24 protein-coding genes are annotated in these 24,381 nt (G+C 27.4%); 4 read left to right on the top strand and 20 right to left on the bottom strand.

Translation table 11 applies throughout. The features are described from left to right. Positions 1-18 precede the first annotated feature (18 nt). From AC2A4K_RS03370 to AC2A4K_RS03300, 15 genes are all read right to left on the bottom strand, one after another. The gene (locus AC2A4K_RS03370; protein WP_322504382.1) at positions 19-201 is read right to left on the bottom strand and encodes a hypothetical protein; all 183 of its coding nucleotides are present in this window, start codon (positions 199-201) and stop codon (positions 19-21) included. An 8-nt stretch (positions 202-209) separates the two neighbouring features. Next, on the bottom strand, positions 210-1,325 hold the full coding sequence (locus AC2A4K_RS03365) for a 4-hydroxybutyrate dehydrogenase (protein ID WP_322504383.1): 1,116 nt from the start codon (positions 1,323-1,325) through the stop codon (positions 210-212). A gap of 308 nt (positions 1,326-1,633) precedes the next feature. After that, the gene (locus tag AC2A4K_RS03360) at positions 1,634-2,047 is read right to left on the bottom strand and encodes a hypothetical protein (RefSeq protein WP_322504384.1); all 414 of its coding nucleotides are present in this window, start codon (positions 2,045-2,047) and stop codon (positions 1,634-1,636) included. 449 nt (positions 2,048-2,496) lie between these two features. Beyond that, entirely contained in the window at positions 2,497-3,135 is a 639-nt protein-coding gene (locus AC2A4K_RS03355; RefSeq protein ID WP_322504385.1) for a manganese efflux pump MntP, read from the bottom strand. Positions 3,136-3,397: 262 nt separating this feature from the next. Then, positions 3,398-4,066: a GerMN domain-containing protein gene (locus tag AC2A4K_RS03350; protein WP_322504386.1), complete on the bottom strand. Its 669-nt coding sequence runs from the start codon at positions 4,064-4,066 to the stop codon at positions 3,398-3,400. A 399-nt stretch (positions 4,067-4,465) separates the two neighbouring features. Further along, entirely contained in the window at positions 4,466-4,606 is a 141-nt protein-coding gene (locus AC2A4K_RS03345; RefSeq protein WP_322504387.1) for a hypothetical protein, read from the bottom strand. A gap of 351 nt (positions 4,607-4,957) precedes the next feature. Then, positions 4,958-5,488, bottom strand: coding sequence for a hypothetical protein (locus tag AC2A4K_RS03340; protein WP_322504388.1), 531 nt, complete (start codon positions 5,486-5,488; stop codon positions 4,958-4,960). Between the two features lie 226 nt (positions 5,489-5,714). Then, entirely contained in the window at positions 5,715-5,894 is a 180-nt protein-coding gene (locus AC2A4K_RS03335; RefSeq protein ID WP_322504389.1) for a hypothetical protein, read from the bottom strand. Between the two features lie 80 nt (positions 5,895-5,974). Beyond that, positions 5,975-6,643: a response regulator gene (locus AC2A4K_RS03330; protein ID WP_322504390.1), complete on the bottom strand. Its 669-nt coding sequence runs from the start codon at positions 6,641-6,643 to the stop codon at positions 5,975-5,977. Further along, the gene (locus AC2A4K_RS03325; protein ID WP_322504391.1) at positions 6,612-8,192 is read right to left on the bottom strand and encodes a sensor histidine kinase; all 1,581 of its coding nucleotides are present in this window, start codon (positions 8,190-8,192) and stop codon (positions 6,612-6,614) included. Before AC2A4K_RS03325 ends, AC2A4K_RS03330 begins: the two co-directional genes overlap by 32 nt. Before the next feature lie 217 nt (positions 8,193-8,409). Next, entirely contained in the window at positions 8,410-9,408 is a 999-nt protein-coding gene (locus AC2A4K_RS03320; protein ID WP_322504392.1) for a 2-hydroxyacid dehydrogenase, read from the bottom strand. Positions 9,409-9,692: 284 nt separating this feature from the next. Next, a complete protein-coding gene (locus AC2A4K_RS03315; RefSeq protein ID WP_322504393.1) occupies positions 9,693-10,742 on the bottom strand; it encodes an AEC family transporter in 1,050 nt (349 codons plus the stop codon). Between the two features lie 266 nt (positions 10,743-11,008). After that, positions 11,009-11,893, bottom strand: coding sequence for a hypothetical protein (locus tag AC2A4K_RS03310; protein WP_322504394.1), 885 nt, complete (start codon positions 11,891-11,893; stop codon positions 11,009-11,011). Positions 11,894-12,178: 285 nt separating this feature from the next. Next, positions 12,179-14,035 carry an ABC transporter ATP-binding protein gene (locus AC2A4K_RS03305; protein WP_322504395.1) on the bottom strand — a complete coding sequence of 619 codons (1,857 nt, stop codon included), beginning with the start codon at positions 14,033-14,035 and terminating at the stop codon, positions 12,179-12,181. After that, complete coding sequence (locus AC2A4K_RS03300; protein ID WP_322504396.1) at positions 14,028-16,325, bottom strand: ABC transporter ATP-binding protein; 2,298 nt, start codon at positions 16,323-16,325, stop codon at positions 14,028-14,030. The genes AC2A4K_RS03305 and AC2A4K_RS03300 overlap by 8 nt, the downstream gene beginning before the upstream one ends. A gap of 228 nt (positions 16,326-16,553) precedes the next feature. Between AC2A4K_RS03300 and AC2A4K_RS03295 the strand changes: the two genes are divergently transcribed. From AC2A4K_RS03295 to AC2A4K_RS03285, 3 genes are all read left to right on the top strand, one after another. After that, complete coding sequence (locus AC2A4K_RS03295; protein WP_322504397.1) at positions 16,554-17,000, top strand: MarR family winged helix-turn-helix transcriptional regulator; 447 nt, start codon at positions 16,554-16,556, stop codon at positions 16,998-17,000. A gap of 234 nt (positions 17,001-17,234) precedes the next feature. Further along, positions 17,235-17,666, top strand: coding sequence for a nucleoside 2-deoxyribosyltransferase (locus AC2A4K_RS03290; protein WP_322504398.1), 432 nt, complete (start codon positions 17,235-17,237; stop codon positions 17,664-17,666). 277 nt (positions 17,667-17,943) lie between these two features. After that, entirely contained in the window at positions 17,944-18,603 is a 660-nt protein-coding gene (locus AC2A4K_RS03285) for an NAD(P)H-dependent oxidoreductase (protein WP_322504399.1), read from the top strand. 282 nt (positions 18,604-18,885) lie between these two features. Here AC2A4K_RS03285 and AC2A4K_RS03280 read toward each other — a convergent pair whose 3' ends face one another. The 4 genes from AC2A4K_RS03280 to AC2A4K_RS03265 all read right to left on the bottom strand — a co-directional run bounded on the left by AC2A4K_RS03280 (position 18,886) and on the right by AC2A4K_RS03265 (position 22,300). Beyond that, positions 18,886-19,680, bottom strand: a complete 795-nt coding sequence (locus AC2A4K_RS03280; protein ID WP_322504400.1) for an HAD family hydrolase — start codon at positions 19,678-19,680, stop codon at positions 18,886-18,888. Positions 19,681-20,045: 365 nt separating this feature from the next. After that, the gene (ulaA, locus tag AC2A4K_RS03275; RefSeq protein ID WP_322504401.1) at positions 20,046-21,317 is read right to left on the bottom strand and encodes a PTS ascorbate transporter subunit IIC; all 1,272 of its coding nucleotides are present in this window, start codon (positions 21,315-21,317) and stop codon (positions 20,046-20,048) included. Between the two features lie 153 nt (positions 21,318-21,470). After that, positions 21,471-21,746 carry a PTS sugar transporter subunit IIB gene (locus AC2A4K_RS03270; protein ID WP_322504402.1) on the bottom strand — a complete coding sequence of 92 codons (276 nt, stop codon included), beginning with the start codon at positions 21,744-21,746 and terminating at the stop codon, positions 21,471-21,473. Between the two features lie 110 nt (positions 21,747-21,856). Continuing rightward, positions 21,857-22,300: a PTS sugar transporter subunit IIA gene (locus AC2A4K_RS03265; protein WP_322504697.1), complete on the bottom strand. Its 444-nt coding sequence runs from the start codon at positions 22,298-22,300 to the stop codon at positions 21,857-21,859. Between the two features lie 198 nt (positions 22,301-22,498). Here AC2A4K_RS03265 and AC2A4K_RS03260 point away from each other — a divergent pair, with 198 nt between their 5' ends. Further along, on the top strand, positions 22,499-23,053 hold the full coding sequence (locus tag AC2A4K_RS03260; protein WP_322504403.1) for a spore coat protein: 555 nt from the start codon (positions 22,499-22,501) through the stop codon (positions 23,051-23,053). 439 nt (positions 23,054-23,492) lie between these two features. Here the strand turns inward: AC2A4K_RS03260 and AC2A4K_RS03255 are convergent, their stop codons facing one another. Next, positions 23,493-24,299, bottom strand: coding sequence for an SGNH/GDSL hydrolase family protein (locus AC2A4K_RS03255; RefSeq protein WP_322504404.1), 807 nt, complete (start codon positions 24,297-24,299; stop codon positions 23,493-23,495). Between the last annotated feature and the right edge of the window lie 82 nt (positions 24,300-24,381).

The raw sequence follows: 24,381 nt of genomic DNA, 5'->3' as shown, positions 1-24,381 counted from the left end.
CTAATAACCTTTAAATTTTCAAATTAATATATTGCAAACTAACAATTTCTCTGTTAATTCATCCTCCACTTTAATTTTTGATTTATTATCAATTGACTTTTTCTCAGTATCAATTCCTGTAATTTTAGATAACATTCCTAAAAGTAATAAAACTATAAGCAGAATCTCTCCAGCCATTATAATCATTCTTACTAACTTCATATATCCCCCTAATAAAGAGCTTTATAAATTTTTACTATATCATCGATACTCATAGATACATAATTGTTTTTTAACAATCTTTGTTGATTTTTTATAACACTATGGGCAAATATATCTATTTCTTCTGTTGTCATTCCATATTCTTTTAAATCTTTTCTTCTAATAAGATTATTTAATAAATTTTCTAACTCTAAATAACATTCTTTTTCATCTGAATTAACAATATTACTTATTAATCTTGTTAGTTCATTAATCTTTCCTTCTGCATTATTTTTCTTATAAAAATTAAGTACTGCCATTAAGAATTCGTAATTTGCTTCTCCGTGAGGAACATGATATTTACCCCCTAAAGGATATGATAATGCATGGACTGCACCGACTCCTGCATTTCCAAAGGCTATTCCCGCATAATTACTTGCAATTAGAAACTTATCCATTATATTATTTCTATACTCTTCTCCTCTGTCTATTATCTCTTTATAGCCACTTAAAATCATTTCTATAGCTTTTAAAGCAAATAAATCTGTATAAGGAGTTGAATTTGGAGATAAAAAACTCTCAATACTATGGATTAAGGCATCAATTGAGCTATAAACAAAAGCTTTATAAGGCATTGTTTTACAAAGTTCAGGAATTAAAATTCCCTTATCTGCATAAAGTTCATCTACTGCTAATCCAAGTTTTGTATTTTCACTCTTTATCTCAACAATAGATATGTTAGTAACTTCACTACCAGTACCACAAGTTGTAGGCACAATAATAAGTTCCTTATCTCTTATAACAGGAATTTCTCTTTTAAATAATTTTTTTGTACTATCTACATCTTTTAAAGACAAAAGCTTTCCTACATCTAATATGGATCCTCCTCCAATTGCTATAACTCTATCAAAATCTAAGTCTCTTATATCTTTAAAAATTTCATCTACAATTTCATCATTAGGCTCATTAAAATTGTATTTATCTTTTAATATATAATTACATTTTAAATTTAACTCTTCAAAACTTCCCTTATATATTCTTTTATTAGTAAACACTAAATCTTTTTCTCCTAAATTTAATTCTTTTGCAAAATCATAAGCATTATTAAAGCTTAATATTTCTGTATTTAAACTAAAAAGTTTCATTATAATCACCTACTAAAACAATAAAATATTTTTTTCAATTTTAAAATCAACAATTACATAAAAGAACCTGAACTTAAATCAGTATATTGTTATTCTTTAATTTCATTCACAATATATTAATAATTTTATTATACTAAAATTTCTATTCTTACTCCAATATAAATTACATATAATAAATCATTAAAATAAGTTTTTGTAAAAAATCAAAACAAAAAACCTATAAATATTGCATAAAATCATGCAGTATTTATAGGTTTTAATTATTATATGCAATATAAAATTCAAATTTATAAATTTTATATTCTAAATTAATCTACCTGCCTTAAAAGTCTTTTCATAACATCATTAACCTTTGCTATTCCAAGATCTTCATGTGCCATAACCATTATTAATTTTACATCATTGTAAGACATATCCCATTTATACGATCTTATGTCTAAAACGGCATCTTCTGGCATATACTCAAATATCATGCCCGCAACTTCTTCCGCTAAATCTAAATAATCTTCAAAAAGCTCTTCATCATTTAAATCCTTAAGGTCATTATTCTCTTTTATAAGCCCTCTTAATATATCCATATCTATACTTAATTTAAAAGCAACTATGTCCTCTCTTTTTGAACTTTTACATAAATCACTTACTACTCTCACATCAGTATTCTGCTCTATATCTCTTTTTATTTCTTCACTATCTAAAACTCTGTTTCCAAATGCAACATACATGTAAATTACCTCCTTAGTTATTTCTATAAACTATCTAAAAACTTTAATTAAGCTATATTTTAATGTAATGTTGATTTTTAGATAGAACTGTAAGACCATCTTAATGAGCAATTAGTATTGCATTATCTACGTAAGAATAATAGCGTTAAGAAGCTTTTTCTTATTTTTATAAGGAATACAATCTCACTATAGTTCGATTTCATAAGTTCAAGATACCAAATTAAAAATTTGGACTTTCACTTAACCTTTAGCTATTATTCTGGAGTAGATGATAGCAATACTTTGCGAAATTAAGTTAGGTCTAAAGTGCTAGCTAAAAATCAACATTTTCCTAAAATATTTTTCATTAAAGTCATCTTTCTAAAATCTACCTATATATTTATAACACTTGTTCACTCTATATTACAAGTAATATTTTTATTTTTATCCTATTTAACTTAATTATGATACTAAGAAAATAATTTTTCAATAATTCCAGTATGTTCTAATAATATATTTATACCTATAAGTATTAAAATTACTCCTCCAATTATCTCAGCATAATTCTTAAATATATCCCCTAACTTTTCTCCTATTATTACACCTAAAAAACATAAAACAAAAGTTATAACTCCAATTATTATTACAGATTGCACTATGGAAATTCCTAAGAATGCAAAGCTAACTCCAACTGCTAATGCATCAATACTAGTTGCAATAGCTAATAGTGTAAGATTCTTAGTGCTTAATTCATCATTACTACTACGAACCAACTCTAGGCCACTATCTTCAAAAGCCTCTAAAGTTACTGAAACCTCACCCGCTTCTTCTTTCTTTTCTTTTATTGCTTCAAAAAGCATCTTACCTCCGATTAAAGTTAATAGTATAAAAGCTATCCAATGATCAAATGCTTTTATATAATCAGCAAAATATCTTCCAGCTCCCCAACCTATTAAAGGCATAATTGCTTGAAATCCTCCAAAAAATAAAGCGATTCTTAATGCATCTTTAACTCTTACTCTTGTTAGTGTTATTCCTTTGGCAACAGAAACTGCAAAAGCATCCATTGCAAGCCCAAATCCAGTTAAAATAATTGATAAAATACTCATAACAAACATTCCTCCTACTTATTAAAATATGCATAAAAAAAGACTTATATGCAGTAAAAAACTGCATATAAGTCTCGCTATTTAAGACTAAGCCAGACCAAATCTCTTTGGTCAATTTGTTGACTTAATCACTCATTCAATTTGAGCTAACTACTCCCTCATATGGAAACAAAGTTTATTAAATACTTAAAAACTTTATCATAAATATTTATAAAAATCAAGTATATATTAAATTCAACGTAAATATTCAATATAATTATTTTTATTCTTTTAGTTCACTTACCTCACTATAATCAACTTGAAAATATTCTCCTTCTTCTAAATATATATGTCCACTAGCATAATTTTCTCCATCAACTTTTATAATGACTTTATCAACACCTAGGTTATAACCATAAGAATTAACCATACACTTAAGCATACTAGTCTCAAAACCACTTCCTAAATTAATATTTTTAAAAGAATTCTTATAAAAATTAACAGTTAAAACTCCATTCTCAAGCTTAGCATCTTTTATTTCGGCCTCTATTGGAATACCAACTGATAACCTTTCATGTAAATCATTTTTTAGTTCCTCTGTAACAGCCTTAACAATAGCTTTATCTTGTACCTCTACTTCTTTATCAACATAATAAAGTTTATAATCATTATCATGATAAAAAATTCTGAGAATCATGTTTTCTCTACTAACTTCATCATTTTTATTATTCTCATTTGTATCTTCGTTATCCTTCATTTCACTTTCTTCTTTATTGACTTTTCCCTCTTCTTTTAATTCATTTTCCTTAATAAATGAAGAATTTTCTCCTGTTTCATTAATTTCACTAGAAGTTTCATTATTATTGTTATTATCTTTGTTTTCTTTAGTAAAACATCCAGCTAAAAATAAAGGTATAAGAATTATGGATAAAATAGATACTAATTTCTTCATAAATTCACCTCAAATTTTAATTAATCTCTTTTTATAGTATAGAGTAGTTTAAAACTTTCCTTTTAAATTTATATAATATATGAATATGTTATTGGTATATAAGTATCTACTACTTTAAATAATATTTATCCATAACTGTACTTTCTGTTCTTCTAATTTATAATTTTAATAAAAATAAGTTATGATTTAAACTAGTATTAATTTTTATATAGAACTGTAAAACCATCTTAATGAGCATCTAGTATTGTATTATATACGTAAGAAGAATAGCGTTAAGAAGCTTTTTCTTAATTTTTTACAGTCACTAAAATAAAATAAGGATATAAATAAATTTATTCTTTTAATAAATTCATTTATATCCTTATATTAATGCTTTGACTTTTAGGCTTTTGAACTTAATTATTTTCCACAACACTTTTCATGAGATTTAATTTTATGTGCCATTTTTTCTTCTTCTCTTCTAACTTCAGCCATTTTTTCTTTTTCTACTTTTATTGCATTTTCAGAATCATAATGAGTTATTTTATGATTTTTTCCCATATAAAACACCTTCTTACATTTAAATATTAGCATAGGCAAATTTAAAATTTTAATAAGGAATCCTTACTTTAAGGTCATCCTCATCTTTAAATTCATGATACTCTTATGTTAAAACTATGTAAAAATCAATAACTCCTTATTTTAATGCATATACACTTAAAATATCCTATTTTTTTTAAAGTTTAATATATTTTCTTTGTATTATTCCCTCTCCCGTACTATATTTAAAAATAAATTATAATAAAGTTAATTTTAATAAAATATCTTCTTCTTTATTATAAATACTACTTATTAAAGGTAAAAAAATTAAGAAACTTATAGTTTTGAAAACTACAAGTCTCTTAATATTCATTAAATAGCATTTTTATTTACAGTTATTATAGTTTCTTCACCAACTTGAGAAAGTTTATATTGATATCCATCCTTTTCCCATTCGTAAACTTTGGAATCACTACCTTCCTCATCCTTGTTAATCTTTGGTTCACCTAAACTTTCTTTAATATTTCCTAATATGTTATCAGGTGTTATTCCTTTAAAATGAACACTTACAGCACTTACATTTTTAGAATCATCAAGTTCAAGTACTAGATTTGCATCATAGTTAAACATTCTTACAGAATAGCTTGAAGATACAATAACCTTCTTGCCTTCAACATCTTCTATTTTTTCAGTTCCAATTCCTTTGTTTGCTGTTACTTCATCATAAGTCTTTCCTACGTAAGTACTTAAATCACTAAAGTTAGCTTCGTTTTGAGCACTTTGTTGGATCTTTGAATGATTACTATCAGTATTAGCTTTTTGGTTAGAGTTAGTACAACCAACAAGTGATATAACTAATAAAGAAGTCATTATTAAACTAGCAACAATTTTTTTTCTATTCATAGTTTCTTCTCCCTCAACTCTTTCTCTTATGTATTTTTCCTAATATGCAAATATATAATAATAATTTACATTCTTACATTATTATAATATATTTTATATAAATATATATTACAAAATTGATTTTATTTGTTCTTTATAAACTCAAAAGGAAGCAGTATTTTAGCTCTCCTTAAAGCAATTATAAATTTTATAGTGAATTAGAGAAGTTTTTAAATCTAATCTTACTTTATTTACTAACTTTAAATGGACTGCCAGTATAAACCCAACTATTCTCATAAAAAAATGTGAACCATAAGAAATTAACAAAGAAAATATACCATAAACTATTTCCTGTGGTAAACCCTTTAAGTCCAATTAATGAAATTAATCCTAAAAATCCTAGATATCTATGTTTGTTATATTCCATAATACCCCTCCTAGTGAATATTTCTTATTTTAATTATACTATATCCACCAGGAAATATTTACTATATAAATCTTAATTTACTAACTTAAAGTATATTTATACTCAGGTCTTCCTACATTTCCGCTAGTTAAGGTTACATTTACTTTCTTTATATTTTCTAAGTAATCCATATATTTTTTTATAGTTACATTACTTATTCTAAGTTCACAAGCTATCTCTCTTAATGTCCATACTTTTCCTTGATTTTCTTTTAAAAATTCTAAAATTCTCTCTAATGTTTTTTCATTTAGACCCTTAGGCAACTCAAATTTTTCCTCTGAGATCTTTGAAATAACGTCTATATCCTTTTGACTTAAAGAAGATCCTTTGCTTAGCATATTATTTTTTTGCTTATATTTATTTAATGCTTCTTCAAATCTCTCAAACTCAAAAGGCTTAACTAAATAGTCAGTTATTCCATAGGCAAAGGCTCTCTTCACCTCTTCAACACTATTAGCCGCTGTTATCATTATTACATCTGTTAAATACTTTTTATATCTTAAGCTTTTTAATATATCAATACCATTTTTTTTAGGAAGATATACATCTAAAAGTATTAAGTCAACCTCTTCTTCATCTAAAACTTTTATTATCTCTTCTTCTGTTTGCACTGGTCCTAATATATTTTTAAATCCCATATTTTCTAAATATCTTCTATTAATAAGAGCCACCATTGGATCATCTTCTACTATAAGTATCTTCTTTGCCATCATTTTCTCCTTTTAAAATAGTTATAATAAATATTTTTTCTCCATTGAATTCCTCAATATCAATACAACCATCATAAAGCTCTACTCTATTCTTAACCAATGATAATCCTGTTCCTCTTCCTTCTCCCTTTGAGGAAACTCCCAATTCAAATATTTTTTCTTTTATGTTCTTATCTATAGGTTTCCCATTATCTCTAACTTGTATTTCAATTCTCTCATCATCTTCATATAAAGTAACTTCAACTTGTTTATTTTCAATATCTGAAGATGCACAAGAGTCAAAAGCATTTTCTATAAGATTACCTAAAATCGTAACAATATCATAAGAATCAACGTAATTATGATTCCCAAACAAGAAAGATTCCTCTGTTAGAATAAATTTTACTTCCCTCTCTTTTGCAACTAACTCTCTGCTAAGAAGTAATCCTCTAACATAATAATCTTCTATACTTGAAAACTTCAAGGAATTATTCTCATGCATTTTTTGTGTTTTTAATATGTACTTTCTAGCCTCTTCATATTCTCCTAATTGAATTAGCCCTAAAATTACATGAAGATTATTTCTAAATTCATGTACATTAGCTCTAAGGTTTTTAACAACCTCATCAACTCCAGTAATCTCTTTTGCAATCTTTCTAATATCATTTCTATCCATTAAAGTTATTACAGAACCTAAATATTCTCCTTCTTTCATAATAGGATGTATATTTATGAATACCTTTTTCCCTTGGACTATGATTTCCTTCATCTCTATTGATTTATTTTTTTCTATATAAGGAACCAATTTTTTTAAGACTCTTTCTTTTGAAAATCCATCTATAAGCTTATAGCAATTTTCATTTACTTCTGTTATTTCATTATTTTTATTTAATGCTATAATCCCTTCACTTACTGTATTTAATATAATGTTCTTTTCCTTATAAAGAGTAGCAATCTCCTCTGGTTCCATCCCCAAAATTGCCTTTTTAACCTCTTTAGCAAAAAGCTTAGATATTAATATAGTAATTGAAAAAACTATTATAAAAAGCCATATGTACTTTATTAAAGTCTTATAAGTTAATAATTGAATTTCATTATAGTATTTTCCTACCATAACAAATCCAACTTGCTTACCATCATACATTATAGGTTGAAACCATCTTAAGGTTTCTCCCATTGATCCTTGCATTAAAGAATAATAACTAGATCCATATTCTAAAACCTCTTTTTTATCCTCATTTACAAATACTGTTCCTATCTGCCCTTCATCTAAATGAGAGTATTTAACTCCTCTCATATCAGCAATAACAATTATGTCTACATCCTTTCTAGATTCAATAAATTGTTTAGTATACTCTTGAATCTTTGGATCTATTTCCTCTTTACTAAGACCCTCTTGAACAAAAGGTGTTTGACTTATATTAAAGGCTGTTTCTTTTAAAGTATTTCTTATCCCCTCATCCATATAGGAGATCTTATCTTCTATAAATAAAGTAAAAGATAAAGCTAAAGGAATAAAGGCGATAAGTATAGCCCACAGTAATATTTTATTTTCAAATTTTACTTTCATAGCTTTCACCACCGTGAAGGAATTATATCATATTAATAAAATTACTCCAATTATCTTTTAAATTTTTTTTAATATTTTTTCACAAAAAAAGAGTATATCATAATTTATAAACCTAGAAAATATAATCTATATCTTCTTAGTAATTAAATTATTGATATACTGCTTTTTCATTTATTTAAGTCTAATTTTAATTACCCTAAATAACTCTCTATTTTTATTATGCTATTGCATTCTTACAAGTATTTCCCTCTAAATACTCTTTTAAGTTTTCATATGATATTCCTATCATATTTCTTAAAGCTTCATCTGTATATGAGCCCATATGAGGAGTTACTAAAGCTCTTGGGTATAAGCCTATTAATTTTTCATATGATTCATTTTCTAACTTTTGTCCTTCTAAGTTCTTAAAGAACACTGCTGACTCACCCTCTAAAACGTCAGTTCCGAATCCACCTAATTTTCCTGATTCAAGAGCTTTTACTATAGCTTCTACGTCTTGTAATTCTCCTCTTGCAGTGTTGATTATGATAGCATCATCTTTCATTTTTGATATGAATTCTTCATTAATCATGTGGTAGTTTTGACCTTTTATGTATGGCATATGTACTGATATTACATCAGAAACTTTTAAAACTTCATCTAAAGGCATAAATTCAACTACTTCCTTAGCAGCATCGCTTTGGAATACGTCGTATGCTACAACCTTAGCTCCTAAACCTTTAAATAATTTGGCAGCTGTTAATCCGATTCTACCTGCCCCTAATATTCCAACTGTACAGTTTCTTATTTCCTTACTAAACATGAATCCATCTACTATGAAGTTTTTATTGCTTGTTCTATTAGTAGTGTATGCTGTATGTCTTAAAAGCATCATAGCTAAAGATACTGCTAACTCTCCTATAGCATTTGGTGAGTAACCAGGTACTCTAGCAACTTGTAATCCTAGATCTTTAGCTGCTTCTAAATCAACATGGTCAAATCCAACTGTTCTAGTTAAAACATACTTAAGTCCCTTACTCTTTAAAAGTTCTAAGTTTTGTCTATCAGCCATGCAGTTTCCTCTTACCATTATAGCTCCAGCTCCGATAGCTTCTTCTACATTTTCATGGTTTAAATTTTTCTCAACTAAAGTTAAGTTATATCCGAACTCTTCATTTAACTTGTGGAAGTATGGTACCTCTGTTTCTCTAACTCCATAACATACTAATTTTATCATATGAAAATCCTCCTCTTTTCCCCATCTTTTCTGCTTTATTTTAAATTTGAAACTGAATTTTTCTATATTAAATATAAGTGAAATAATATTTGAATGAGTAATTAGATTTTCATTGTTTTTGGAATAGATTCAGCGTTAAGAAGCGAAAACTGTTCGAAGCGAAGCAAGTTTTGAGCTTTAGCTGAATCTATGGAATAAACAATAGAAATTCTTCACGAAATTCAATAATTATTGAACTATATTTAATATGAAAAATTCAAATTAAGTTTTAAATCTTTATAATCTTAAGCAAATAATCCTATGTTTTTGATTATTTCTAAAATTACTATCCAGAATGGCATTGCTACTACGGCAACAACTGTTGATAATAATGAACAGTTTGATGTTAATAAAGCTTCTTTATCAAAGCTTATTGCGTAAGCTGCCGCAACTGTTGCTGTTGGAGTTGCTAACATGATAACTGTTGTAGCCATTCCTTCGAATGAAACTGGTAATATACCTGTTTTAGTTAATACTACTAATAATACTAAGTTTATAGCTGGAACTAACATTATTTTTATTAAACTGTATATCCATGGATCTTTTTGTCCTACAGCTTGCTTAAATGGTACCTCTGCTAAAGTAATACCTATAGCTAACCATGCAAGTGGTGAACATAACTTATCTAAATATGTAAGTGGTTGATATAACCATGGTAAAGTTTTATCTATTCTTAAGAAAGCATAGCTCTTATCTCCAATTTGAACTTGTGGTAACATTCCTTGGAATAACCATATGAATAATCCTAAGAAAGTTGCTATAATAATTGGATTTAATAACATTTCTTTTAAGTTCTTCTTCATGTTTTCTTTGTCCATTTTCACACCAGACATTTTGATGTAACCATATGAATATAAGAAAACTCTGTATGCTATATTGAATATTGATGAATACATTGCACCTACTGAACCATATACAGCTTTAACTATTGGAATACCAAAGAAAGTTGTTGATCCAAATATAGTAAGTACTCTAAATACGTCTTGCTTATCTCCCTTATATCTTGCATAGATAAACTTTGTTAAGACGATTAATAATATGTAAACTACAAATCCCCATATTAAAATATTAATACCTTCTTGTAATTCCTTTTGGTTAACATCCTTCATGAATGAAGTGAATGCTAATGCTGGAATTGCAACTGTTAAAACTACTTTAGTTAATATTTTTGATGCAGCACCTGATACTATATTTCTTTTTCTAATATAAAATCCTAAAAATATAATTGCTATTGATGAAAATATTGCACCTATAATTGCATTATCCGTAAGTGTTTTTTGAATGATTTCTAACATTCTTAACCTTCCTCCTATTTTGTGTTTTTTTTAACATTTAAAATCATGTTGATTTTTGTCGAATATTTTCCTTACAAGAAATATTGTACAAGCCTTGCCCCTTTCAAACAATTTATTTAAGTTTTTAAATAATTATTTAAGTTATTTAAGTTAAATAATTAACAATTAAAATATTTATTTAAGGCTATGTTCTAAAAACAAAAAAGTTCTTAAAATAGCTTTATAAGCTACTTTAAGAACTTCAATTCATGGATGTATTTAGTTTTTTATTTTGAAAAAAGCAAAAATCTCACTTCATTATTTAAAAATTTGTTTGTTAATTGTTTAATTATCAATTTCGAATTTAAAGGAATATAATCCTTTAAAGCATCCTCTATAAGTGAAATTTCATTCAAATTTATATAATCATTACTAATTAATATTAATTTAAATAAATTATATTCTTGAATTTTGGAAAAACCGCCTAAAATCCTTAATATTATATCACCTGAAAAGTTTTCACCTTTTCCTTTACCTAAAGTTACTTTGCATTTACTTAATTCTTTTCTATAAAGGAACCATTTCTCATATAGATTATTTTTCAATAAAATAAAGTCAGTGAAACTATAAACAACCTCTTTTAAATCCACATCATAACTATTTAATAATAATGATATCTCTCCAATTTCCGGATTAAATTCTATAATACTGTTAAAAAATTCTTCTTCATTAAATATAATTAACACCTTTTCTGAATATACTTCTTTAAAAAGTTCATTTAATTTATTTAAGAATAACTGTATACTCTCTCTAGGAATATCATACTCTCTATTTAATGAATCAAAAAAGATTATATTAATAGCATCATTTCCTTTATCACATTTATTTAATTTAAATATGCTTTTAAATGAAAGTTCATCATCTAAGTACTTATTAATAAAACTTTTAGTTTTTAATGAGAAAAAATCAATAGCAGTCTCTTTTTTATTTAAACATACTCTCTTAAAGTTCTCTTCTTCCTTAAACACTTTCTTTAAATTCTTATTATAAGTTTTCTTATGTTCCAAAACACTATTCTCAAAGAAATAATTTTCACAATTTAAAACCCTAAGTAGCCCCTCTTCTCTATAACTTAAGGTTTTATCCCCCACGTAAAAAAATCTGAATTTCATAAAAACCTCACAACAACTTATTATTAAATAACTTCCTACAAAGCCCCAAATTATGAAAGCTATTAATAACTTTTCTATTTATTTAGATAAAATCAACTTATTTATCTATTTCAACTAATTACAATTATATCATACCAATTTCTTCACTAATCTTTAAAAAAGTAAAATTATTAATAATAGACTCTCTATTAAATAAAAAAATATAGCTGATATAGGCAGAGAAAGTATTCCATCTCCAAGCCCTATCAGCTATAATTAAAATCTTATTTAAATTTTATTTCTTTATTATGAAGCACTGCTTTGTTCAAATTGGCTATTATAAAGTGATGAGTAGAATCCACCTTTCTTTAGAAGCTCTTCATGGTTTCCTTGCTCAACTATATCCCCATCTTTCATAACAAGAATTAAGTCTGCATCACGTATAGTAGAAAGTCTATGAGCTATAATAAAGCTTGTTCTTCCTTCCATAAGCTTCTCCATAGCCTTTTGGATTAAAAGTTCTGTACGAGTATCAACTGAACTTGTAGCCTCATCAAGTATTAATAATTTAGGATCTTTTAAGAAAGCTCTAGCAATTGTTAAAAGTTGTTTTTGTCCTTGAGATATATTACTTGCTTCCTCATTTAAAACCATATTATATCCATCTGGTAAAGTTTTTACGAAATGGTCAACATGGGCAGCCTTAGCCGCTTCTTTAACCTCTGCATCAGTTGCATCTAATCTTCCATAACGTAAGTTTTCCATTATTGTTCCGTTAAATAACCAAGTATCTTGAAGAACCATACCAAATAAACTACGTAAATCATTACGTTTGAAGTCTCTTATATCAATGCCATCAATTTTAATGCTTCCACTATTTATATCGTAGAATCTCATTAATAATTTAACTATTGTTGTCTTACCTGCTCCTGTAGGTCCAACTATAGCAACCTTTTGACCTGGTTTAACATCTACTGAGAAGTCATTTATGATTATTTTATCTGGATTATATCCAAAGTGAACATCCTCAAAATCAACTTCACCTTTTATCTCTGAAGTATCTACTGAAGTTTCTGGATCCTTAACTTCGTTTTCTTCATCTAAGAATTCAAATACTCTCTCAGCTGCAGCTGCTGTTGATTGCATTATATTAGCAACCTGAGCCATCTGAGATATTGGTTGGTTAAATGAACGTACATATTGTATAAACGCTTGTATATCCCCAACTGTTATAATACTTTTAACTGTTAACCATCCACCAAGTATTGAAACTAAAACATATCCTAAGTTTCCTACAAAAGACATGATTGGCATCATCATACCTGATAAAAATTGTGATTTCCAAGCTGATTTATATAAAGTATCATTTAATTCATTAAATTCATTAGCTGAAACCTCTTCTCTATTGAAAGCCTTCATTATATTGTGACCACCATAAACCTCTTCTACTTGGCCATTAAGATGTCCTAAATATTCTTGTTGAGATTTAAAGTATTTTTGAGATTTCTTAACAACTAATGATATAAGAATCATTGAAATTGGTAGTATTATGAATGTTGCTAAAGTCATAATCCAACTTATTGAGAACATCATAATTAATACACCAATTAAAGTAACTACTGAAGTTATTATCTGTGATAAACTTTGGTTTAAAGTTTGGCTCACAGTATCAACATCATTTGTTATTCTTGATAATACTTCACCATTTGTTCTTGTATCAAAATACTTAAGAGGTAAAGTATCCATCTTTTCTGAAATTTGTTTTCTTAAATTATAAGAAACCTTTTGAGCAACACCTGCCATTATGAAGGATTGTATAAATCCAAATAAGGCACTGATTAAGTATAAAGCTACTAAAATAATAGCTATATTACCAATGTATCCAAAATCTATAGAAGCATTTGGAACACCAGTTATTTTTTCCATTATTCCTTCAAATATTTTTGTAGTTGCCTTACCTAAAACTTTAGGTCCAACTATTGAGAAGGCAGCACTTCCTATAGCAAATAATATTACTATAGCTATAGATAAACTATAAGGCTTTAAGTAAACCCCAAGCTTTTTCATTGTTCCTTTAAAATCTTTTGCTTTTTCAACAGCTCTTGGACCGCCGCCCATTCTACCTATTGGACCGCCCATTCCGCCTTTTCTTTCTTTACTCATTACCTAGCTCCTCCTTTGAAAGTTGAGATAAAGCTATTTGCTTATAAACCTCACAATTTTCTAGAAGTTCTTTATGAGTTCCTTTACCAACAATCTTACCCTCATCAAGTACGATTATTTGATCAGCTCCCATAATTGTACTTATTCTTTGTGCAACTATAAGCATAGTACTATGTGATGTTTTCTCATTAAGAGATTTTCTAACAGCAGCATCTGTCTTAAAGTCAAGAGCTGAGAAACTATCATCAAATATATATACATCAGGTTTTTTAACTAAAGCTCTTGCAATAGAAAGTCTCTGTTTTTGTCCACCAGATACGTTGGTACCACCTTGTGAAATCTCTTCTGCATATTTTAAAGCTTTAGTATTTATGAACTCAGAAGCTTGAGCAATATTTGCTGCTTCTTCTAAATCTTCTAAAAGAGCATCCTCATCACCATATTTTAAGTTACTTTCAATAGTACCTGAGAATAATACTCCTTTTTGAGGAACATATCCTATTTTATCTCTTAAATCATGTTGTGAAACATTTCTTATATCTGTTCCATCAACTAAGATTTCTCCTTCTGTAACATCGTAGAAACGTGGTATTAAGTTAACTAAAGTAGACTTACCACTACCAGTTCCTCCAATGAAAGCAGTTGTTTTACCTGGTTTCGCAGTGAATGAAATATCTTTTAAAATATATTCCTCTGCACCTGGATACTTGAATGAAACATCTTTAAATTCAACATATCCTCTTTTACTTTCATCAAATTCACCTTTCTTTTCAGGATCTTTTATACTTTCATCAGTATCTAAAACCTCAGCTATACGTTGACCTGAAACTGATGCTCTTGGAAGCATTACTGATACCATAGATATCATTAAGAATGCCATGATGATTTGCATTGTGTATTGGATAAATGCCATCATATCTCCGACTTGCATAACACCATCATTTACATTGTGAGCTCCAACCCAAACTATAAGAACAGTTATAAGGTTCATTATAAGCATCATAAGTGGCATCATTCCACCCATTATTCTATTAACAAAAAGGTTTGTTTTAGTGAGATCTTTGTTTACTCCATCGAACTTATCTTCTTGATACTTTTCTGTATTGAAAGCACGAATTACTAGCATACCTGTAAGTGACTCACGAGCTACTAAGTTAAGTTTATCAACAAGTTTTTGAACTAACTTGAATTTTGGAATAGCTAGTCCAAACATAACTATTACTAATGAAAGTATAGCAGCTAGTGCTACGGCAATTATCCATGACATTCCAGTATCAGTTTTTACAACTCTGAAAATACCTCCTAGACCTAAAATAGGTGCATAGAAAACTATTCTTAGAAGCATAACCATAAGAGTTTGTATCTGTTGAATATCATTTGTACTACGTGTTATAAGTGATGCTGTAGAAAACTTATCAAATTCTGCATTTGAGAATCTAACAACTTTTCCAAAAACCATACCACGAAGATTTTTTCCAAAGCCAGCAGCAACTCTTGAAGCTATTAATGTTACTGCTACTGCAGCAACCATACTTCCTAAGGCTAAAAGAACCATTATTCCTCCAGTTCTTAGTATATATTGGCTTTGTATATTTTCTACACTCATACCTAAATCAGTATATTGAGTTTTAATAAAAGATGCAGCTGTTTGAGTAATCATACTCTCTGGCATATCTGCAAACTTATCATTAATTTGCTTTAGCATATCATTCTTTTGAGCCTCTGGCATATTTTTTATCATAAAGAATGGATCTGTATTTGCAGGTAATCCTTTCATTTGATTACCTGTTGGTGCCTTTGCCTCCATATTAGCTGGAGCATTTTCTGAAGCACCTGTTTGACCTGAGTTTTCCATTAATCCTTGTAAGCCTTTTTCTTCAATTCCACCTACAATAATTATTGCTTTTCCCATAATAGGATTTAATTCATTTATAACATCTTTATCTTTTGTGTTAAGCTTATAAATTGCCTCATTCTCTAAAGCTGGATAATCTTTAATATATTTATCATAATCACTTTGAGATAGAGTGTTTTTATCTAACAATATATAATTACTTTCTACTTTTTTCTTCTCATCTTTGCTAATAAATAGTGTTAGCTTATCAAATTCTGATTGACTAATCACTTTAGGAACAGCATTTTCTATACCACCTTGCTGAATTCCTACGTTAACGATGTTTGACATGTAATCTGGTAAAGATAAATCAAACATTGCCTGAGCAAAAAGAAGTACTATAACAGCTAAAATTGATGCCGTAAATGGTTTTAAGTATTTAATTAGCTTTGACATGTATTTCCCTCTTTTCTTTGTATATTTTTAATTGATCTCTTATTAGTTATATTTTAATATTAATTATATTTTTATAACTATTCTATGTCAATAACTATTTTTAGTGTATAATATGTATATATAGTTATAATATAAGGTGTTTGCTACTATATAATGATTTTTTTAAATTATCCACTTATTATATTATACATCAAATTAATTTTATCAACTTAATGATAGGAGGTAAAAATGAGTACCGTAGAAATTTTGAATGGAGCTTCCGAAGAGCTTTATACATTGTTATTATGTTTAAATAGAAAAGTATTTAGTCATGACGATATTGTTAAAAGACTGTCTATTCCACCATCACATGCCAAGGTTGTATTTCATTTACATTGTGGTGGAGAGGCTTCCGTTTCTGAAATAGCAAAGCATTTATCTATATCAAAATCAAATATGACTCCAATTATAGATAAACTTATTCAAGAAAATTTAGTTGAAAGATTTACTGACCCTAATGATAGAAGAATTATTAGGGTTAGGGTAACAGAAAAAGGACATAACTTTTGTATAAAGCAAAGAGAGAAAACTAAAAAACATCTTAGGGAAAAAATTTCTTCACTTTCACCATGCGAATTAGCTAAAGTAAAAGATTTAGCAAAAGAACTTAATTGTATTTTTTCTAAAATAGAATAACTACAATAAAGCACATACATAAAATGTATGTGCTTTATCATTTTTAATTTTATATATGTTAATACTCTAAGAATATTCATTTTATTAAAATAATCAATATATTCATACTGACTATAAGACACAGCGTTTAATACTGTATTATTTCTTTTTTCTCTCTTAATCTCTTATAAAATGACAAAAGAATATTTAGCTATTATAATATTATTACTATATGAATTAATTGGAGGAAAACAAATGAAAAAAGTTTATTTAGCTAGTCCATTTTTTAATGATGCTGAACTTGAAAGAATGCATGGAGTTCTTAAAATATTAAGGGAAGATAGAGGATTTGATGTCTTTGCCCCTTTCGAGCTTAAAAGCGATCTTGAATTTGGTTCAAAGGAATGGAGAACTGAAACTTTTCATGCTGATTTAAGTGGAATTAAAAACGCTGATGTTATGGTTTCTATAATAAGCAATGGAAACTATTCAGATAGTGGAACAGCCTGGGAATGTGGATATGCATATGCAATGGGTAAGCCAGTTATAGTAGTAAACCTAACTGGAAAACCAGTTAACTTAATGATAAGTGATAGTTTAACTTCTTACATAGATTCTTTAGAGGCATTAAAAACTTATGACTTTGATAAATTAGAAAAAACTGAATATACAGGTCCTGTATTTTAGTCTTATATCTTTAAATAAGACTCTGTTTTAGGTGAATGTTGATTTTTAGATAGTCTTACAGTTCTATCTAAAAATCAAAACTAGTTTAAAATATAGCCTTTTAAATAAAAAGAATATAATAATGAATTAAAAAGCTATTCTTTTTTAATTCATTATAAATCCATCAACTTATTTTACCAAACAAAAAACTCTAAATTCATAATATCTCTTAATTTTTATAATAATATTTAATAAAAGTATATTAAAAAAAATTATAATAGTATAAGGAGTGTTTTTAATGAAGAAAGAAATTATTGAAGCCTTAGAGTTTAGACATGCTTGTAAAATTTTTGATGATACAAAAGAAATAAATGATGAGGATTTTAAATTAATACTTGAGTCCGGAAGACTTGCACCAAGTTCAATGGGACTTGAACCATGGAAATTTGTTGTTATAGACAATCAACAATATAAAGATAAATTAGGAGAAGCTTCATGGGGAGGAAGAAGGCAAATACCTACTTGTAGCAAATTTGTCGTTATTCTTACTAGAAATGGCAACTCTATTAAGTATGATTCAGAATATATAGATCATTTACTAAAGGATATAAGAAAAGTTCCTGAAGAAATATCAAATCAAATAAAAAACACCTTAAAAGAACTTGAAATTTCAAGATTTGATATAGAAAATAGAGATGATTTAATATTAATGTATTCAAATACTCAAAGTCACTTAGCTCTTATGAATATGATGTATACAGCATCACTTCTTAAAATAGATTCATGTGCTATAGGTGGCTATGATAAGAAAACTTTAGAAGATATACTTATTAAGGAAGGTGTATTAGATAAAGATGAGTTTGAGATTGGTATTACTGTTGCCTTTGGCTATAGAAAAGAAGAACCAAGACCAAAAGCAAGACAAAAGTTTGATGATGTAGTAACATTTATTAAATAGCTAATAAAAGAGGATGTATTAAAGTTCTAAGTTACTTTTTATACATTCTCTTTTACTTTTTGTAATAACTATGTGAATATTTTAGTTAATTATTAATTCAAACTAAAATTTAATGCTATTTTTATAAGTATATTCTATTCTTTATTTAAGATACAGTCTAACTAAATTCCATTAGTAAGCTCAAGCTAGCAAATTAAAAATTTGAGCTTTTGCTTAATTTAATTAGTTTTAAATTAATAACCTAAAATCAATAATAACTTAGAAATATAGCTATTTTTAATCCTATATTAGACCTAATTCTATAAGAGCTTTATAGATACCTTCATTAGGTACATTTTCTGTTTGCTTATATGCATGTGGTAATAATGTTTCATGAGCATCACCCATAGCTATTCCATATTTAACTCTTTGGAACATTTCTATATCATTTTCCCCATCACCAAAAGCATATGTATCCTTATCTGTTAATCCTAATTCATTTATTAAGTGTTCTATTCCATGAGCCTTTGTACACCCTACTCTATACATATCATAAGATATTTGACCTGGATGTTGCATAAATACATACTCATCCTTAAATCTTTCAAAAATATCCTTGAAATCCTCTTTTTCATTATCGATTATAACAAGCTTGTTTGCAGAAAGCTCTTCTTCTGTCCAATCAGCCTTAAAACTCTCTTCTGGAAGTGAGAATGTTTCTACTATATGTTTCACTACATCTTTATTTAAAACATAGCTGGCTTTTTGTCCTTCTAAAATAAAGTTAATATCATGTTCAACACAATAATCCATGATTTCTTTTAATTTCTCTAATTCTATATCATTATTAAGTACAACTTCATTATTTAATTCTATGTATGTTCCATTAGATGCTATATATCCATCTAATTCTAACTCTTTTAACCCTTCATCAACAAAGCTCATTGGACGGCCTGTTGCAAGCATAGTTAAATATCCGTTCTCTTTTAACTTTTTTATTGCCTCTTTAGTCTTATTTGATGGTTTGTATAGTCCTTTGCTACAATCAATTAATGTACCATCTACATCAAAAAATACTACTCCTTTTAAATTCTCCATAATTTTCACCATCCTTATTTAAATATAAAATACAAATAAGAAAACTTGTCCTAGTTTTCACAGTTCTTATAATATCACATTTTTTCTTCCTATTATAAACCTTTTCATGATAATTAACCTAAATATAATAAATATACTTCCTTTATTCTTTCTTCTCCTTAAATTTATATAAAAACCTCATCTCATAAATATAATATTTTTTTATTTTTCTTTTAGTATTTATGCTTATTTTTTTAATTTATATATTCTACTTTAAAATAGCAATAGCCTTTATATAAAAAAAGTTGCAAATGAATATAAATTACATTTACAACTCTTCTTTTATTATATATAAATATACTTAACCTATAATACAAAGTTTATTTTTATAAGCTAAAAAGTTTTCCTACTAAGTCACTTATTATTACCCAGATTGAAAACTCATTTCCTCCATAAGTTTGAATAAAGTTTCCTACAGTTCCACTTACTATATTTAAAGAAATAGCAGCTAGCAACATTAGAATTATTCCTCCTAAGGCACTCGTTATTATAACAGCTGGCCATCCCCCCCTTGCATTTGCAAAAATAGCTCCCGGAGCCACATCAAAGTAACAAGCTACTACTAATGGAATAAGAGCAAAAGTTAATATACCAGATGCTCCAAGTAAAAATATAGTTCCTATACTTGTTATAAGTGATATTATAAATCCAATTAATAATGCATTTGGTCCATATGGGAATATCATTGGAATATCCAAAGCTGGTATAGCTCCTTTAGCCAATTTATCAGCTATTCCTTTAAAAGATGGTATTATCTCTCCTAAAATCATTCTTACTCCAGTTAAAAGTATTATCATACCTGCAGCAAATGTTATCCCTTGAATTAAAGCATAAGTAAGTAATGGCTCACTTCCATAAATAGTTCCTCTACTCTCTTTTCCTATGAATAATCCAACAAGTATATACATAATAAACATAACTATAGCAGCTGTTATGTTTGTATCTCTAAAGAAACTTAAAGATTTAGGAATATTTAATTTCTCTATATTCTTGTCCTTTTGTCCAACAAGTTTTCCAATGTAAGAACCTAATAAACAATATATTGAGGCAGTATGTCCAATAGTAAAACTTTCATTACCTGTTACATAAGGAACATGCTTTCTTAATATGTATGGGAATATTGTTATAACTAAGATATACATAAATAAAGTAAATAAAAATAATTTAAATCCACCTATATTATTTTCAATTCCAACAGCCCAGAAAAGCATAGGATACCAAAATAATATATTTCCTGTTAAATATATAGTTTTGAATTTAGTATATCTAGCTATTAATATATTGATTATAAATCCACAAAGAAGTATTAATCCAACATAACTTCCATATTCCCCTAGGAACACATTGAAATCACCTAGACTACTATTACTTTGAGTATTAAAAAGACTTGAAAAAGCATTAGCTAAAGGAGTTATTGATGCTACTACTATATCTACTCCTTTAATTAAAATTACCATTCCAATTATGCTTTTAAACATACCTTTTAAAACTGCATCTATTGATTTTCTTTGAAGTATTAATCCAATAGCAGCTACCAGTCCCATAAATAAAGCTGGATTTCTAAAAAAACTTACACAAAAATCTAATATTTCTTTCATTTTAATAATTCCTTTTCACTAATATTTATAAAATTTTATAAAAGCACAACCTTTAACATAAATTAGCTCTGTCTTAAACTAACTTGCTTTTTAGCAAACTATATCTAAAAGTCTAGCTAAAAATCAATATTAACCTAAAATAGGGACTGTAAATTATATATTTTCTTTAAACTGAAGTATTTTCCCCTTAACTTCTTCAGTATCCATAAAATTAGATATATAAATCAACTTTCCATGAACTTGATCTTTTATTTGTTCCCCTATTTCTTTTGATGTTAAAATAATATCTGCGGAGCTTCCACATACACTAGTCATGTCCATTGCTTCAACTTCGCCTTCTATTCCTTCTTCACTCAATACACCATCAACTGTCATTTTTAGAAGCAAGCTTGTTCCAACACCAAATCCACAAACAGTTATAATCTTCATAAGTTTCTCCCCCTTTATTAAATACTAAAAAGATTTTAATAATTATTTCCCAAGGAATAATTACGCCCTAAAAAAATATCAATATAAGATAATATTTTGACTTAATAAATTTAAAGAAAAAGTTCCATTACTTCTTCTGCTCTTTCAGCATTTTTAATCTTATTTACAGATTCTTCATTTATTAATACTCTAGCTAAATCCTGAAGAGCATCTAAATGACCATTATTTTCTTTGGCAGCAATTACGAATATTATCTCTATAGGATCATTTGTCTCATGCCCAAATTTAACTGGCTCACTTAATGTCATCATACTGGCACATTCTTTTTTCACATATTCCCTCGGTCTTGAATGAGCAATAACCACACCTGGCATAATAGCCATATATGGTCCAATATCCTCTAGCTCCACTAAAATCCCTTCTACATATTCTTCTGAAATATATCCCTCTTCTAAAAGAGGTTTTGCAGCTAATCTTACTGCCTCTTCTTTATTTAAAACTTTAGCATTGAGAATAATTCTATTCTCACTTAATAAATTCCTAATAAAATTCACCAACCTTCTATATGAAATTTAATATATGTTAGTAATCCCCCAAATGTAAAAATAAATCCTAAAAAAACCAATATATATAATAAATTCACCTAAGTATATTATCACTCTATACTCTTTGAAGTCAATTTTATAAGTATATTTATTTATTTTAGTTCAATACTAAAATAAAACAAAGATTATTCAACGAGGTGAAAAGATATGTCAAATTTAACTACTAAGGAATCTATGCTTATTAACGAAGAAAAAGCTAACGAAGAGCTTTGTATAGCAAAGTACGAAAAAGGCATAAAAGAAGCTAAAGACCCTGAACTTAAACAACTTTTTTCTTCAATTTTAGAGCATGAAAAGCAACACCTAACAAGCTTAAAAAGAATACTTAATGGTGATGTTCCCGATATAGAAAAGGAGGCTCAATCACAGCAAAATTCTAATCAAGGCGGTTCTCAATCCTCTTCTAATAGTGGATTTAATAATAGTCAATTTAATATGTACCAAAATCAAATGAACTCAAATTTTGGTATGGAAACAGCAACTGAAATAACCCCTAATGAAAATTTCAATGAAGATTGTACATTATGTCAAGATGCTCTAAGTACAGAAAAATATATATCTTCAAGCTATAACTCAACCATATTTGAATGTTTAGATACAAAAATAAGAAAAGTTCTAAATCATATACAAAAAGAAGAACAAGAACATGGAGAACAAATTTCAAACTATATGCTTTCACATGGCTATACTCAAATAAAATAGGCCTTAATATAAAAATTAGGTCCTGTTTTAGGTGTGTGTTGATTTTTAGCTATTCCTTCGGACCTACTTAATTTCGCAAAGTATTGCTCATTAAGATGGTCTTACAGTTCTATCTAAAAATCAATACTTGTCTAAAACATAGCCAAAGAAAATATCACATTCAATGCATAAATTTCTAATTTGAAATTAAATCAAATCTTAGTACTACTATGCTATGAATGTGATATTTAATATTTCCAACAAACTAAATTTTCTTTATTTATAAACACTAATCCTTAATACAACGAAGTTAGTTTAAATAAACTTGTTCTAGTAGAAATATTGCCAAAGAAGTTCCAGATTCACAAGTGATAGTATTTCACTTTAAAACTATTACTTCTTATTATAAGCTTAAAAATAATGACTACTTAAAACAAAGTCTAACTTAGAAATCTCTATACTAATTTAAAGCTGATACATTAGCTTCTATTGAACTTTTTATATTAGAAAAATATACACTGTATCCTAAATTATTTGGATATATTCCACCCTTTGTTGTTAACTTAGCGTAAGGTGCTGGGTCCTTTGTAAATACTGTTGCCATATCTATAACAGTTAAATTATTAGCTTTTCCAAGCTCTTCAATTATATTTGTATATTCATTTTTCTTTCTAATAGAATTTTCTATTATAGGAACTATAACAATATTTTCATTTCTACCTTTTAAATTCTCTATTATTTTTTCGTAATCTTCTTTAAATTCTTTAGGATTAACTGCTTTTTGATCATTTTGACCAAATATTATATAAGCTAAATCAAAATTATCTTTGTTTTGTTCTAATGCTTCTAATCCAGTTTTTACTGTAGCTTTATCTTGTGATAAATTTGTTATATTAGCCTTTGATTTATATGTTTCTTCTAACCATTTAGAAAGGTTACTTGTCCAATTACCACTTTCATCTGTTTTGCCTTCACTAAGACCTATTCCATTACCTAAAACTAATATGTTAACTTCTTCACCATTTTTTATTTTTTCATAAGGATTTGATGATGAAGGTTTTTTTTCATTATTTACAGGCTGATTAGTTGAATCTGTACTGTAACTTTCCATATTTTTAGCTAAAATTTTCTTATCCTTTATGGTTCCTATACCTATAACTAATACTAAAGCTATTATTAAAACTATTATTGAAATATCTAAAGCTTTAGATTTACTTCTATTAGAAGAAGTCTTTTTAGGATTTTTGACTCTTCTTTCTTTCTTCATAGTTTTCCTCCATATTTTTATTTGTGAGATAATTTGTTATATATTTTATATTTTATCTAAAAAATGGAGTTTTTTATAGTAT

It is taken from the genome of Clostridium sp. LIBA-8841 (assembly GCF_057782475.1).
This window is presented reverse-complemented; position numbering and strand designations above follow the sequence as displayed.

Coding starts and splice junctions, on each gene's coding strand:
- AC2A4K_RS03370 (WP_322504382.1), bottom strand. CDS start 201: ATGAAGTTAGTAAGAATGATTATAATGGCTGGAGAGATTCTGCTTATA.
- AC2A4K_RS03365 (WP_322504383.1), bottom strand. CDS start 1,325: ATGAAACTTTTTAGTTTAAATACAGAAATATTAAGCTTTAATAATGCT.
- AC2A4K_RS03360 (WP_322504384.1), bottom strand. CDS start 2,047: ATGTATGTTGCATTTGGAAACAGAGTTTTAGATAGTGAAGAAATAAAA.
- AC2A4K_RS03355 (WP_322504385.1), bottom strand. CDS start 3,135: ATGAGTATTTTATCAATTATTTTAACTGGATTTGGGCTTGCAATGGAT.
- AC2A4K_RS03350 (WP_322504386.1), bottom strand. CDS start 4,066: ATGAAGAAATTAGTATCTATTTTATCCATAATTCTTATACCTTTATTT.
- AC2A4K_RS03345 (WP_322504387.1), bottom strand. CDS start 4,606: ATGGGAAAAAATCATAAAATAACTCATTATGATTCTGAAAATGCAATA.
- AC2A4K_RS03340 (WP_322504388.1), bottom strand. CDS start 5,488: ATGAATAGAAAAAAAATTGTTGCTAGTTTAATAATGACTTCTTTATTA.
- AC2A4K_RS03335 (WP_322504389.1), bottom strand. CDS start 5,894: ATGGAATATAACAAACATAGATATCTAGGATTTTTAGGATTAATTTCA.
- AC2A4K_RS03330 (WP_322504390.1), bottom strand. CDS start 6,643: ATGGCAAAGAAGATACTTATAGTAGAAGATGATCCAATGGTGGCTCTT.
- AC2A4K_RS03325 (WP_322504391.1), bottom strand. CDS start 8,192: ATGAAAGTAAAATTTGAAAATAAAATATTACTGTGGGCTATACTTATC.
- AC2A4K_RS03320 (WP_322504392.1), bottom strand. CDS start 9,408: ATGATAAAATTAGTATGTTATGGAGTTAGAGAAACAGAGGTACCATAC.
- AC2A4K_RS03315 (WP_322504393.1), bottom strand. CDS start 10,742: ATGTTAGAAATCATTCAAAAAACACTTACGGATAATGCAATTATAGGT.
- AC2A4K_RS03310 (WP_322504394.1), bottom strand. CDS start 11,893: ATGAAATTCAGATTTTTTTACGTGGGGGATAAAACCTTAAGTTATAGA.
- AC2A4K_RS03305 (WP_322504395.1), bottom strand. CDS start 14,035: ATGAGTAAAGAAAGAAAAGGCGGAATGGGCGGTCCAATAGGTAGAATG.
- AC2A4K_RS03300 (WP_322504396.1), bottom strand. CDS start 16,325: ATGTCAAAGCTAATTAAATACTTAAAACCATTTACGGCATCAATTTTA.
- AC2A4K_RS03295 (WP_322504397.1), top strand. CDS start 16,554: ATGAGTACCGTAGAAATTTTGAATGGAGCTTCCGAAGAGCTTTATACA.
- AC2A4K_RS03290 (WP_322504398.1), top strand. CDS start 17,235: ATGAAAAAAGTTTATTTAGCTAGTCCATTTTTTAATGATGCTGAACTT.
- AC2A4K_RS03285 (WP_322504399.1), top strand. CDS start 17,944: ATGAAGAAAGAAATTATTGAAGCCTTAGAGTTTAGACATGCTTGTAAA.
- AC2A4K_RS03280 (WP_322504400.1), bottom strand. CDS start 19,680: ATGGAGAATTTAAAAGGAGTAGTATTTTTTGATGTAGATGGTACATTA.
- ulaA (WP_322504401.1), bottom strand. CDS start 21,317: ATGAAAGAAATATTAGATTTTTGTGTAAGTTTTTTTAGAAATCCAGCT.
- AC2A4K_RS03270 (WP_322504402.1), bottom strand. CDS start 21,746: ATGAAGATTATAACTGTTTGTGGATTTGGTGTTGGAACAAGCTTGCTT.
- AC2A4K_RS03260 (WP_322504403.1), top strand. CDS start 22,499: ATGTCAAATTTAACTACTAAGGAATCTATGCTTATTAACGAAGAAAAA.
- AC2A4K_RS03255 (WP_322504404.1), bottom strand. CDS start 24,299: ATGAAGAAAGAAAGAAGAGTCAAAAATCCTAAAAAGACTTCTTCTAAT.